Raw genomic sequence first — 13474 nt, forward strand, 5'->3', positions numbered from 1 at the left:
AAGCATGACAGCAATCCCGCTGGACATGTTTTAAAAGGGGAAGATAGTTAAGAAGCTGTACACACTTTATTTAAATAGCCAACTTTCACAAAAAAAATAAAACCCACTGCAACAAGTGGGTTTGATTCAATGCAAATCAATATATTTTTGTGTGTCCTTAATAACATACAAATCCTACACAAATGCCAATTAGAACGAGCAAATAAGGTTGAATTCCCCAACGTAGCAAGCACCATAAAAAAGAGGCTGCGATTACGATGTCTAGTCCATTTTGAATTGTCTGTGTAACAATCGGATGAATAAAAGCTGCAGCTAATATGCCAACAACCGCTGCATTTGCACCAGCCATCGCTCCTCTTAATCCGGCAATACGATTAAGAGTTAGCCAAAAAGGCATTGCCCCTACTATAAGCAAAAATGCGGGTAAAAAAATCGCTATCGTTGCAATAATAGCCCCTGGCACTCCAGCAATGACCATACCTATATAAGAAGCAAACGTAAATAATGGACCAGGGACTACCTGCGTCATTCCGTATCCTGCTAAAAAATCGGAAGAACCCATTAATCCATTTTGGACAAACTGCGCCTCTAGTAAAGGCAATACGACATGACCTCCACCAAATACTAATGCACCTGATAAATAAAACTTTTCAAATAACATAAACCATTCATATTGAATAATTGGGCTAGCGATTGGTAAACCAATAAGTAATAGAACAAACAGCGCTAAAAAACATACACCGGTCATTTTTGAAATCGGCACAAGCGTTTCTTTTGGGTCTTCTTTTTGATTAGTCATCTTAAAAAAGAGATAGCCTATAAAAGAAGCAACAATAATAGTAGTTACTTGAGCAAGTGGATGAACCCATAAAAGCACTACTACAAGTGCTAACAAAGCGATTATAAAATGGCGAATACTAGAGATTAATTTTTGGGACATTTCTAAAATAGCTTGTGCAACAATCGCAACAGCCACTAATTTTAAGCCATGAACCCAGCCCATATCCATCCCTGTATATGCAGAAAAATACGCAAATGCCATAAGCAACAAAACCGATGGCAATGTAAAACCAAGAAATGACACAACACTCCCCAATAAACCGCCTCTTAATAAGCCGATACCCATCCCTACCTGGCTAGATGCTGGCCCAGGTAAAAATTGACTGAGTCCAACTAGTTGACTGTATTCTTTATCAGATAGCCATATACGCTTCTGAACATATTCATTTTGAAAATACCCTAAATGAGCAGTAGGACCCCCAAAGGATGTACAACCTAATTTTAGTGAAACTAAAAAAATCTCCCATAATTTTCGCAATATCTTCAACTACTCTCGATGTCATATATATTCATATTACATTGAGTAATCATCTTTTTAGTTTAAGATATTGTAAAATTTAAAAAGTTACGGATGTAGGTTTCGTTATTTATCTTCAATTTTAATAGCAGAGCCCAGTTCACTTCCATTTTTAGCAACTGGAATTAGCTCATAACTATTTCCGGTCAAATATAATGCGTCGAGGCGGACACCCCATTTTGTATAATCTTCATTTAAAGGATAAGCAGAGTTAATGTGCCAAGTTTCCCCTGACGCTGATTGAATTTTAAAATGTATCGCTTCATTTAGTAAGCTTTTCTCGGAATGAAAGTAAATCGTTGTAGATATTGGTGTAGAAACAACCTTTTCTATCGTTATTTCTTGACCATCTAACAGCTTTACTTTTTTCTCAACAGAGAAGGTATTTCTATCTTCTTGTAATTGCTCTTGCGAAGCTTTCACTTGAAATTCCCATGGCTCGTCAATCTTTTTTTCCCCGTTCCAGTTGTTATAACGAATATCTAAGCTTAATATTTTATCTGCTGGTAGTTCTCTTAATTTCACACTACTATAAATTGTATAATTTTTATCGGATTGTTGGATTGTCTGTCCTCCATTTCTAACCGTGAGCTCTTTTCCATTCACAAAAACTTGTGGAAAGAAAAAGATTTGATTGTCGAAATTTAAGTCCTTGACTGGCTTAAAAGTAGCGTTCAGTAATATTTGGTTATCATCAATGATTATTTCATTTAACGTTAAACGTCCGAGAGCATTTTCAGTAGTTTTGTCGACAACTGTTTTGTATGCTTCAAAATTCAAATCTTTCTTAAATAAAAAATAATAAACAATGACACAAGTAGCTACCAATAAAAGCAATACTACAATAAACCATATTTTGCGTCCTAGGTTTCCCTTTGGCTGATTCTCAACTAGAAGCATATCGGACATCATGTACACCTCATTTTAAGAAAGTATGTCTGCACAAAAGCTTTTTATTTATTGTAGTTTTCAGTTGAACATTATATAACCTCTAACGTTGTCTTGATTTGGCTGATTTCGCTATGTATCTAAAGGAATAATGTATATTCCTTTATTCTGAATGAACATAAAGTATTGCTATTTGGCAAAACGAGGGGTTGATTTCCGTTCCGACTGGGCGCTTTGTTGCTGCCGCTTCGCTGCAGGGTCTCGGGCCAACAGATGTTTTTTGCGCAAAAGCGTAGTGCTAACGTAGCGGCAGCAGAGGGTTTTGATTGTGCGAAAGCGCAGCGACAGCAACAGCACGATGTTGATCACGAAGGCATTATCACAGGGTATGATTTTTTTAGCCTTCGTTCCCCTATTGCTGATCCCCAAGGAGTCACCCCGTCTCCACTTCAATCAACCACACAACATAGTATCGTCACTGATAATAAGAGGAAATCCTCTCATTTAAATCGTTGCACAATCTAAAAGATTCCCTTGACCATTTTTTCAACACTACTTTAGGAATAGTCCATATCCCTTACTCTTGATGACGAACCTTTTTGGCCTCTTCCATTAAATACTCTACAAATAACTCATCTTTCACTAACCATGCTTGATAATTTCTTTTTAAAAACCATTCCGCTTCATAAAAACTTGTAAAGATTTGATCTAATGGCAGTTTATTTTTTCAATTATCCAATCAAAATCACTTATTGAATATAGAAGGAAATTTTCTTCTTCAAGATTTTTATACATTGTCCCAAACGAAGAAAACCTTAAATTATAGCGATTTCGTTTGGCATCTTCCGGTATTGGTGCTATATGAAATGTTTGTGTTACATACTTCTCATAAGCTTCATCTGTTAAAGAGCAACCAGCTGCTTTTTGATGCCCTCCCCCTCCGAATTCTGCTGCAATAGCTGAAACATCTACATGATCATGAATCGTGCGAAAGGAAATTCTTTTGCCACCCATATTTAATATAGCTATAAAATCAAGGTGTACATTTTCTTTTCCCAATTCATTCCCAAGCTCTGAATGATAAGATTCTGCATACACTACACCTGTAAAGTATTCTCCTATCGATGTTTGAACTAGCTCCCGTTTTTTTCGGCGGATGTACCGTTCTATTTTCTCTTCTTCCATACGCAACATTTTCTTTTCAAATTCATCAAAGTCAAAGTGTTCGCTTGTCTTTAAGCGTTCAAGCATTTTTTCTTCAAAGTCATCGATTGATACTAAAAAAAAGAGAGTGTTTAGCCGACGTGCTTGTTGATTATCATTCTTTTCCCATTCCCATGTATCGTACTGTCTCACTAACTCTACAAATTCTGTGATGGCATTTGTTTGTTCTAAAAATCCATGTGAAACAAGGTACTGATAAAATAAGGACGTTGCCGATGTTAAATATCCATTTTCATCTTCTACTATTACTTTACCCCATTCATAATCGTTCAAATGATAAGCTGTTTTATGATGATCAAGCAACTGAACATTGCCAGTTGCTGTATAATAATCATCTAATCTCTTTTCATTTTCCTCATTTGGAGATAAGTCTGTAATTAATAAAAATGTACCTTGTTCGTTCGTGTCTAAAAAAAATTCAATCTCGCGATCAAGCGCTGAAATCGAATTGTACCTTACCTTCACTTGATCTTGAAAAGCAAGTTTGGCTAAAATTCCGCAACCTATTCCATCTAAATCATTATGTGATAGCAATTTGTACATTTTTTCACCTCCCAATTAGTATGGTTTAACATTAAAAAATTATCGGTATTGTTAGGAGTGTTTATGCTGAAAAAGAGGACTACTTATTTAGGACTTGGTCTATTATTCATTGTTGCTTTAGGATTTGGTACATATAAGTTGATGAATGCTAGATCGTACCAACTATTTGGCACTATTACTTCACATGTCGAAACACATCAGAAGGTCGTAGCATTAACTTTTGATGATGGCCCTACTAAAAATGTTAGCGCCATTTTATCCTTATTAGACGACTACAACACTAAAGCAACCTTTTTTCTAATTGGAAAGGAAATTGAGGAAAATCCAGAGGAAGCTAAAAAAATTGTCCAGGCAGGTCACCAAATTGGAAATCATACGTATTCACATCAGCGAATGGTGTTTAAAAGTCCTGCTGTTTACAACAGCTTGTGATGCAGGACAAACATATCACATCATTTATACTCGCTTCTCATTCATAGTCATAAAGCATTAAAAAATCCGCATTTATTTATTAAATTAAAATTATTATTTGCATAGTATTCACCATAAAAAGTTTCTTTTCCTCATAGAATTCCCCCTTCACTAACTTTGCAAAAATACATAAAAAAATGTCATGAAAACCCTTTAAAATCAACATTAACAGAAATAATCCATTATATAAATTCCCCAAATATTTCACCACAAAACAAGTTAGACTATTTAGAAATGTCTAAAATTAATTTTCCAATAAAATATAAATTCATTTTTTGTTATAATATGTTATCATTATTTTAGTAAAACGACCTATTTTTATGAAATAAAAAAACAGGGGAAAAACGAACTATAAAGGATGATGAATATGAAAAAAATCCAGCAATTATTCCAAAGTGAAGATGGAAATATCGAACAAAGAGAGAACTTTTTAACCCTATTAGAGAAAATTGTTACATCATTAGATGAATTAAAAGATCCACAAACAACGACTCTTGGACCGATGAAAGAACGCTCTGACAATTTCTATAAAGAGTTAATGCAAGAAAATCAAGTACCAGTTTCAGGTGTCGGGCTTGATCAAGTTGTAAATGAATTAACAAAATTGATGCAAGGACATCCTTACCATACACGCAACTTTGTAACAAATGTTTTGCCAATGGCAAGCATTCCAGGCATATTGGGCCAATTCACAAATGCTCTACTTAATGGTAACAATCTATGGGATGTATACGGACCTGCTGCCGCAGAATGTGAGGTAAAAGTAGTAGCAATGATGTCGAAGTTAGTTGGCTACGACTATACACAAAGCTTTGGTTACACAACTTGGGGTGGACAAGGGGCTGTTTTCAGTGGGCTACGTCTTGCAATCGCTAAACAATTCCCTAACGCAAAGGAAGATGGCATACCTAATAATTTATATTGTTTTGCTTCAGAAAATGCTCATTACAGCTTATTAAAATCAATTGAAGCAGTCGGCATCGGTAGCAAGCATTTAATTCGTGTTAAAGCTGGACAAGATCATTCAATGGATATCGAAGACTTACGTTTGCGTATGACTGAGGTTATCGAAAAAGGTGGTATTCCAGTTTATGTAGTTGCTACAACAGGAGCTACAGATCAATTTGCTATAGATGATGTACAAGCAATCAAAAATGTTACAACTGAGCTAGAACAAAAACATTCCTTAAAGCCTATACATATTCACGCTGATTCAGCGTTAGGTGGTTTTTACGCATTTTTCAACGATTATGATTTTAAGGCAAACCCACTTCAACTAGAAACAGATGTTTTACAAGGACTTGAACAAATTAGAGAACGTATGCAATATCTACCTATTGCAGATAGCCTTTGCTTCGACTTCCAAAAGCTTGGTCAAACACCGTATTTAACAAGCTTATTCTTAATAAAAGAAGGAAAACATTTGCAGCTATTAGATATCGAGGACTTTGACACACCTTATGTAGGTAATCGAGGCTATGGTTCTTACCATACAGGCTATACATTAGAGTGCTCTCGTATGGGTAGTTCAATTGCTATTTATGCTGCATTACAGGCGTTTGGTAAAGAAGGCTACCAACAAATATTAGCTAATTATGTGCGTGTAAATTTAGCGTTCCGTGTGCAGTTAGCTGAGAAAACGCCAATGTTACAAGTAGTCAATGAGTCTAATATTGGACCAGTCACAGCCTTCCGTTTATATCCAGAAGGTTTGAATTGGAATTCTGAACAGTCAGGTAGCTATACACAAGATCAAATTGAATATATTAATGGCCTAAATGCTTCTTTATTTGAAATTATAGGAGAAGGTCGCGACGAAGTATTTTTCGGTGATACAACACGTGTTTGCACTGTCAACACTAGCGATACAAAACAACAACTTCCAGTCGCTGCTGCAAAATTCTTTTCAATCTCTCCTTATACTGAGACAGAACATATTAGTGATATGGTTCAGTTCTTACAACAAAAGGTGAAAGTATTGGAGGCTGCTAAAGTTGAGTATAGTCAAAAAATTTAAAAGCTCTTTACTCTATAAATATATTGCCAGTTTCACTATTCCAATTGCTATTATTTCTGTAATATTTAGTATCGTATTATTTATTACATCTAATCGGATCATCGATAATTTCGTTATTACACAATTTGAGTCAGAATTAGAAATTATATCAAATGTAATTTTTGATGATATTGACATAAATGACGTCAAAGCTGCAGATGACGGTGATAAGGATAAATATGAAGACATATTAAAGGAATTAAATGAAGCTCTTAAAGAGTATGATATTCAAAATGCCTACGTTCTTTCCCGGGCAAACGGTAAGGAACATATCGTGGCATTAAGTGATAAAGATGATTATCAAGAGAGCTATGCTTTTAGCCAGGAAATGAATGATGCACTAGATAATGGAACTGTTCAATCCAGCGATATTTATGAAGATGAATATGGAATTCATAAATCGATTTTTTTACCATTTAAAGATACTGATATTCTTTTTGGTTTAGATATGGACGCTTCCTTTATTTCTAAGCTTCAAACAGAAACTCTTTGGATTTGTATCATCATGACCGTGATGTTTTTGATATTCGGTATTATTGTGGCTTATGTCATTAGCAAAGGTATTATTAAACCAATTAAAAATATGACTAGTTATGTTGGTAAGGTTGCACAAGGCGACTTAGCTGTTGAATCACTTAACATAAAGGGTTCTAATGAAATTGCACAGCTTTCAGATGGCATTGAAAATATGACAGGAGACTTACGCTCACTAATTCAGCAAATTGCTGAAAATGCTGAGCAAGTAGCTGCTATGTCAGAAGAGTTGTCGGCAGGCTCTGAGCAAACAAGTGCATCTATTCAACAAATTACATCCTCAATGCAAGAGGTAGCTACAGGATCAGAAAAACAAACTTCCTCTATTGAAGAAGTAGAAACTCATATTACGACAATCTCCACAAGGATGTCAGAAGTTGTAGCGAGCGTAAATGATGTCACTACTAAAGCATCTAATGCATCTTCTATTTCTGAAAAAGGTAATACGACGATTCAAAGTGCTACAGAAAAAATGGCCTTAACATCTAATGCTATTCAAGAGACTTCAGATGTTGTGAAACGTTTAAGCACTTATTCAAACGAGATCGGCGATATTGTCACTTTAATTAACGAGATTACGGATCAAACAAATTTACTCGCTTTAAATGCCTCTATTGAAGCAGCACGTGCTGGTGAGCATGGTAAAGGCTTTGCAGTTGTAGCCGAAGAAGTGCGTAAATTAGCTGACCAATCTTTAGCAGCGACGAATAGTATTCGAACACGAATTGAGACGATTAAAGAAGAGTCTACTCAAGCTGTGAAATCTATGGAGATTAGCAGTAATAATCTTGCAGAAAGCTCTACTAGCTTTAATGAATCAGGTGTAGCCTTTAAAGAAATATATTCGAATATTACTTCATTAACTCAAGAAATGGATTCTGTCAATAATATCATTTCTAACATTAATGACGGGGTTAACAACATTGCATTTTCTGTAGAGGAAGTTGGTGTAGTAGCCGTTCAAGCGTCTGGAAACATTCAAAATGTGGCTGCTGCTTCTGAGGAACAATCAGCTAGTATTGAGGAGATTACGGCGTCTTCAAATAATTTAGCTGAGATGGCACAACAACTTCGTAATATCATACAAAAATTTCAGCTGTAAGAAATACTAATAAAAAATCCGCTATGCTTTCTGTAGGTAAGTTTCTACCAACAGAAGTTTATGCGGATTTTTTCATTGTCACTTAAAAGTCTTTTTATGCTCTCTTGTTCATCCATGCAAGCGTTTCTTCTAGCCCTACTCTATACGAAGTACTTGGTAAAGCGCCTATTTCCTTTTCAAATTTCTCCCCACTTAAAATGACTGGTTCTTCTGTTAAATACAAGATTTCAACTACTTCTTTCATAGAAGGAGCAAATATTCCAATCAGCCGGATCATGCCTTTAGAAACTGTACGAATACCCTTTTTGTAGCCAGTAATGTCACGTAAAATTTTCACTAGTTCTTCCCCTGCAATTGGATGAGCAGCTGGCACATTCCAATTTTGATTATAGGTGTCGTCTCGCAAAGCAAGCTCTACCATAGCCTTTGCGCCATCAACTGTATAAAGAAATTCCCTCTTCACTTGCATATTCCCTACAAAATTAGCTTTTTTATCTTGCGCAACACTTTTTAATGTTTCATAGAGTATTGTGTTCTCTGCGTTTGGTCCGTATAAATCAGGAAAATGTACAATTAACGAGGGTGCATTACTGTTTTTCAATTTATTTTCCATCGTTAAGCGAATTTTCCCCTTTTTCGTCTGTGGTTCCTTTCTAGCTTGCTCTATTACAGGGTTTGTCGATTGTCTTCCATATGCATAAATATTATCTACAAATGCAATCTTCGCTCCTCGCCTCTCGGCTATGTTGATCACCATATCTAAGCATCGCAAATGGAGTTTTTTCCAATCCTGATACGGAAAACTAATAGCATGAAAAATAATATCCACACCGTTTGAAGCTCTCATCATGTCCTGTTCATTAAATACATCGCCTGAAATGATTTCGACATTTTTGTGCTGCCGGAAAAGTGCAACTAACTTTTTTTCATTTCTAGCAAATGCCTTTACCTGTATATTTCTACTAACTAGTTCATTTACTAGCGCATAACCCATACCACCAGATGCCCCAATAACTAATGCTTTTTGCAAACTATATTCCCCCTTTAATTAACCACTGGTCAAATAACTGTTAAAAGAAGGCTCTAGATTTTTTTCTAGAGCTACTCTCTAAATGTTAAAGCCTTCATAAGAAATTTTGCATGTACATCCACTGCTTCTTTCGCTTCCTCATAATTTTTAACATAATGACGATAATGTGCAACAAATCCATGAAGAGCAATGAATGTAGAATGAATATCTGAAATCAACAGTTCTGTTGTTGATAAGAAACGTACAGATTGTGCAAATTTTTCATAGCTAAGGTTTGCTGCCTCTTGCGATAGCCCATCAATTTCGCTATCCCTCATGATAAACATTAATTCATACTGACTTTGATTATTTAAACCAAACGCCATAAAGCCTACAAAAACATTCAGCAGTTTAGTGTCATGATCTTCAGGACCGTTCATATTTTCATCTAAAGTATTATTTAGTTCAAAAAAATAATCACTTAATATCGCATAAAATATTTCGGCTTTATTTTTAAAATGATAATAAATAGCCCCATGACTACAACCAAGCTCTTTAGCAATACTACGCATTGATATTTGCTGAAAATCCTTCGTAATAAATTGCTTATGAGCCTCGTTTACAATCATTTCTTTCGTCAAATCTTTTGTTGATGGCTTACGTGGCGACATAGTACCCTCCTTATTGACCAGTGGTTAACAATAAGTATAAAAGCACTTTCATCTTTTGGCAATAGCTACACAAAAATATAGTAACTCAAAAAACAACCCCGTACTACTTAAGAGTAGGGGGCTGTTTCTAACGATATTAAATAAGGCCCTTCACAACTTTTGAAATAACAGCGCCTTCAGCTTGACCAGTTAATAAAGGTTTTGCAATTTTCATCGCTTCACCCATGTTCATTCCTTTTACAACGCCAGCTGCCACAAGCTTTTCTGCAATTTCTTCTTCAGTTAATTGCTTTGGTAAAAATGATTTTAACAGAACTAATTTTGCTTCTTCTTTTTCAATTAAGTCAGCTCGACCTGCATTTTGAGCGCCCTCAAGAGCCTGATTTGTTTGCTTTACTTCACGATTTATAATAGCCATTTCCTCTTCAGGCGATAAAGCTACTCCCTTTTCTTTTTCAGCTAAATCTAGAGCAGATTTCAAAAGCGTTAATACGCCTTTTGCTAATACATCCTTTTCTTTCATTGCCTTTTTTAATTGTTCAAATACCTCTGTTTTTAACAATCTTTTTCACTCCTTTGTGACATTTATTATACCATAAAAAAATACCGTAACCTTAAGGGATACGGTAGCATGTGTCACAGAATTATGCCGAGGCATAACTGATATTATTTTACTTGTTTAAGCATAGATACTTCAGCTTTTGTCGTTATTAAATCCGATGATAAAATATCAAATTTTGCATCTACAAGATCAATTTTTCGACTTAAATTTTGTTCAACTTTGTCTAATCTTTTTTCCAACACTTCGTTTTTTTCTTCTAATCTCTTCTCAACTGCATCGAGTTTTTCTTCTAATCTCTTCTCAACTGCTTCGATTTGTTGTTGAAGGTCCGATTTTATGTCTTGCATTTGCTTTGAAAGCTCTAAAATTGCTTGAAGAATCGTATGTTGGTTGACTTCTTGTTCCATTTTTGAGTTCCTCCGCTCTTTTATATTTATTACATTATCTATTAATTTCTCGTATTAATCACAATAAAAATAGGTAGAGTTACATAAGCAACTCTACCTGTCATTCTATCTACGATTTATCTAAAAGTCAAAGTATTAAGAGATGGAAATTGTCAAGTATTCATCCGTTAATTTCACTTGATATAATCGCATCGCTTTATATTCCTGTATATATCAACAGGTACTTACAATCACTTCTCAAATTGCCATGGCAAGAAGTATTTTACTCTACTTAAACTGACTACATTAGCAATATTTAGTGATTTATTAATCTCTGCCATTTACCCAATAAACAAAACCAATAACAGCTCCACCAATAATATTCCCTAGTGTTACAGGCAATAAATTTGAAATGGCTCCACCAAACGATACTAGTTCACCATGAGGTATGAAAAGAGCAAGAGAAAACAATGTCATATTTGCTATACAGTGCTCAAATCCTATTGTGACAAAAGGGAAAATACAGCAGAAAATCATCGCTAATTTTCCTGCCTCTGTTTTCAATTTATACGTACACCATACGGCCAAGCATACAAGTAAATTACATAAAATACCTCGCAATAAAAGCTCAACGAAACTAGCATTCATCTTAGCTGTAGCAAGCTTTTCAATGTAAGCTGCTGTGTCTCCAACTGCTAACCCCGAGTAAAAAAATAATGCGGCTGCTAAAAGAGAACCAAAGAAATTTCCTATGTAACTAAACGACCAAATGCCCAACATCTCTAATGGCGATGATTTTTTTGATAGTGTACTAACCGTTAAAACTAGATTATCACCAGTAAATAAATTTGCCCCAGCCATCATAACCATACTAAGCGCCACACCAAATGCTAATCCTTGTAAGATTTTCATACTTGGTACCTCAGTCGGACTTAATAAGCCGCCAATAGTAGTGATGAGCAAAATTCCAAATCCGATAAAAAGTCCGCCAAAAATAGCTAATAATAAATAATTAGCAGACTTATGCTTCATCATGTTAATTTTTGTTTCAGCAGTTATACAAACTGAAGAAATTGTTTCTTTCATACTTTCATCTCCCAAATAACATCAAGCTAACTTAATAGCTCTTTTTTACCGTTGATCTCAAGTAGTCACCTAGTTACCACTCAAACCAACTTTTATACAAGGCTACATTTTAACAAATATTATTCCAAAATATCGTTAATTAGCAAATTTAAAGTAAATCCCTCCAAACAAACATATATTTATGCACTTTAAAGATTACTTTAAACCTACTATTAGTTCATTTGGATTAAAAAAATTTAATTAATCAAAAATAATGAAGGAATTTCTTTCTGATAAGACGTCAATTTGTGTTACACTCGACTCACTTTCGCATAGCCCCAGGAAAAATTAATGTGTAGATATGATTCATCATTTTTTTCTATCATTAGATTCAATCTTTCTATCAGGCACTTTATTGCTTCAATGGATTTATCATGATACAATTCCATTAATTCCTATAAAACAAGTAAGATAAGTAAGTTAAATTAAAGGGGTTGATTGTGATGGGTCAAATTGTAACGAATAAGATCAAACAATCTATTACAGAATTAATCGGTCATACACCACTATTAGCATTAAATCAGTATATAAAAGAGCAACAGCTAGAAGCCGAAATTATCGTAAAACTAGAGTATTTTAATCCTGCTAATAGTGTGAAGGACCGTGTTGCTAAAGCGTTGATTGAGGATGCTGAAGCTCGTGGTGTATTAACAAAAGATAAAACAATAATCGAAACAACAAGTGGCAATACTGGTATTGGTCTAGCAGCAATTGCAGCAGCAAAAGGCTATAAGCTTCGAATTTACATGCAGGATGGTGTTAGTGAAGAGCGCACAAAGGCTGTAAAGGCATACGGAGCGGAGGTTGTCCCTTTTTCAGATGTCCCAGAAATGGTAGCTGCTTTTGAGGAAACAGAGGGTGACTTTGTTGAAACGAATAAAGTATTTCGAGAAACGGTCGTTGAACAAGAAGAAAATGTTGTGTTTTTAAATCAGTTAAATAATGATGCCAACCCAAATGTTCATAGGTTAACTACTGGTCCTGAGATTTGGGAGGATACGGACGGACAAATTGATATCTTTGTGGCAGCAATCGGCACAGGGGGTACGATAAGTGGTGCTGGAGCATACTTAAAATCTAAAAATCCAGTTATTCAGATCATTGGTGTAGAGCCTGCTGTTAATTCCATTGCTACCGTTCATAATCCAGATATCATTGAAATCACAGGTGTTCACCGCTTCTCCGATGCTGACGAGGTCCGTGTACCATCGAATGTTCATTTAGATATAATTGATGAAGTACTTGAGGTAGAAACTACACAAGCTTATGAGGCTGCACGCGCAGTTGCAAAATCAGATGGTATATTAGTAGGTACTTCATCAGGTGCTGCTATATTTGCCGCCACAGCTCTTGCAAAACGTGCAGAGAACAAAGGAAAACGAATTGTCGTTATCCTACCTGATACTGGTCTACGATATTTATCAACTGATTTATTTTAGAATCACAGTAAGCTTAGATTTTTTTGGCAAATCATACTTATAAGGAAAGATGCTGGGACAAAAGTGTTTCAGCTAACAAAAATACCGAACTAGCTCAATGAAACGCT

10 protein-coding genes and 2 pseudogenes are annotated in these 13474 nt (G+C 35.2%); 4 read left to right on the top strand and 8 right to left on the bottom strand.

Annotation, left to right across the window (positions count from 1 at the left end; all coding sequences use genetic code 11):
- Positions 1–157: 157 nt before the first annotated feature.
- The 3 genes and pseudogenes from chrA to AC3WSK_RS13050 form a co-directional block, all read right to left on the bottom strand.
- Positions 158–1327, bottom strand: a complete 1170-nt coding sequence (chrA, locus tag AC3WSK_RS13040; protein WP_492413463.1) for a chromate efflux transporter — start codon at positions 1325–1327, stop codon at positions 158–160.
- Positions 1328–1423: 96 nt separating this feature from the next.
- Positions 1424–2269, bottom strand: coding sequence for a DUF5643 domain-containing protein (locus AC3WSK_RS13045; RefSeq protein ID WP_492413465.1), 846 nt, complete (start codon positions 2267–2269; stop codon positions 1424–1426).
- A gap of 553 nt (positions 2270–2822) precedes the next feature.
- A pseudogene (locus tag AC3WSK_RS13050) lies at positions 2823–4012 on the bottom strand (DHH family phosphoesterase).
- Between the two features lie 63 nt (positions 4013–4075).
- Between AC3WSK_RS13050 and AC3WSK_RS13055 the strand changes: the two are divergent.
- The 3 genes and pseudogenes from AC3WSK_RS13055 to AC3WSK_RS13065 form a co-directional block, all read left to right on the top strand.
- Positions 4076–4426 (top strand): annotated as a pseudogene (locus AC3WSK_RS13055) (polysaccharide deacetylase family protein); the annotation flags it as partial.
- A gap of 424 nt (positions 4427–4850) precedes the next feature.
- Positions 4851–6500 (top strand): pyridoxal phosphate-dependent decarboxylase family protein, encoded by a 1650-nt coding sequence (locus AC3WSK_RS13060; protein WP_492413467.1) that lies wholly within the window; start codon positions 4851–4853, stop codon positions 6498–6500.
- Positions 6478–8175 (top strand): methyl-accepting chemotaxis protein, encoded by a 1698-nt coding sequence (locus AC3WSK_RS13065; protein ID WP_492413469.1) that lies wholly within the window; start codon positions 6478–6480, stop codon positions 8173–8175. Before AC3WSK_RS13060 ends, AC3WSK_RS13065 begins: the two co-directional genes overlap by 23 nt.
- A gap of 94 nt (positions 8176–8269) precedes the next feature.
- Here the strand turns inward: AC3WSK_RS13065 and AC3WSK_RS13070 are convergent, their stop codons facing one another.
- The 5 genes from AC3WSK_RS13070 to AC3WSK_RS13090 all read right to left on the bottom strand — a co-directional run bounded on the left by AC3WSK_RS13070 (position 8270) and on the right by AC3WSK_RS13090 (position 11889).
- Positions 8270–9205 (bottom strand): SDR family NAD(P)-dependent oxidoreductase, encoded by a 936-nt coding sequence (locus tag AC3WSK_RS13070; protein WP_492413471.1) that lies wholly within the window; start codon positions 9203–9205, stop codon positions 8270–8272.
- A 71-nt stretch (positions 9206–9276) separates the two neighbouring features.
- The gene (locus tag AC3WSK_RS13075; protein WP_079563502.1) at positions 9277–9855 is read right to left on the bottom strand and encodes a TetR/AcrR family transcriptional regulator; all 579 of its coding nucleotides are present in this window, start codon (positions 9853–9855) and stop codon (positions 9277–9279) included.
- A 136-nt stretch (positions 9856–9991) separates the two neighbouring features.
- Positions 9992–10417 carry a GatB/YqeY domain-containing protein gene (locus tag AC3WSK_RS13080; protein ID WP_079563503.1) on the bottom strand — a complete coding sequence of 142 codons (426 nt, stop codon included), beginning with the start codon at positions 10415–10417 and terminating at the stop codon, positions 9992–9994.
- Between the two features lie 104 nt (positions 10418–10521).
- Positions 10522–10824, bottom strand: a complete 303-nt coding sequence (locus tag AC3WSK_RS13085; protein WP_492413474.1) for a DUF5320 domain-containing protein — start codon at positions 10822–10824, stop codon at positions 10522–10524.
- Positions 10825–11130: 306 nt separating this feature from the next.
- Positions 11131–11889: a formate/nitrite transporter family protein gene (locus AC3WSK_RS13090; protein ID WP_079563505.1), complete on the bottom strand. Its 759-nt coding sequence runs from the start codon at positions 11887–11889 to the stop codon at positions 11131–11133.
- A 482-nt stretch (positions 11890–12371) separates the two neighbouring features.
- On the opposite strand from AC3WSK_RS13090, the gene AC3WSK_RS13095 reads away from it, so the two are divergent.
- Positions 12372–13367: a PLP-dependent cysteine synthase family protein gene (locus AC3WSK_RS13095; RefSeq protein ID WP_079563506.1), complete on the top strand. Its 996-nt coding sequence runs from the start codon at positions 12372–12374 to the stop codon at positions 13365–13367.
- Positions 13368–13474 lie beyond the last annotated feature (107 nt).

It is taken from the genome of Lysinibacillus sp. EB271-A1-10B, assembly GCF_058791335.1.

Excerpts from the sequence above, each read along its gene's own strand:
- AC3WSK_RS13075 (WP_079563502.1), bottom strand. The coding sequence starts at position 9,855 with ATGTCGCCACGTAAGCCATCAACAAAAGATTTGACGAAAGAAATGATT.
- AC3WSK_RS13045 (WP_492413465.1), bottom strand. The coding sequence starts at position 2,269 with ATGATGTCCGATATGCTTCTAGTTGAGAATCAGCCAAAGGGAAACCTA.
- AC3WSK_RS13060 (WP_492413467.1), top strand. The coding sequence starts at position 4,851 with ATGAAAAAAATCCAGCAATTATTCCAAAGTGAAGATGGAAATATCGAA.
- AC3WSK_RS13095 (WP_079563506.1), top strand. The coding sequence starts at position 12,372 with ATGGGTCAAATTGTAACGAATAAGATCAAACAATCTATTACAGAATTA.
- AC3WSK_RS13090 (WP_079563505.1), bottom strand. The coding sequence starts at position 11,889 with ATGAAAGAAACAATTTCTTCAGTTTGTATAACTGCTGAAACAAAAATT.
- AC3WSK_RS13085 (WP_492413474.1), bottom strand. The coding sequence starts at position 10,824 with ATGGAACAAGAAGTCAACCAACATACGATTCTTCAAGCAATTTTAGAG.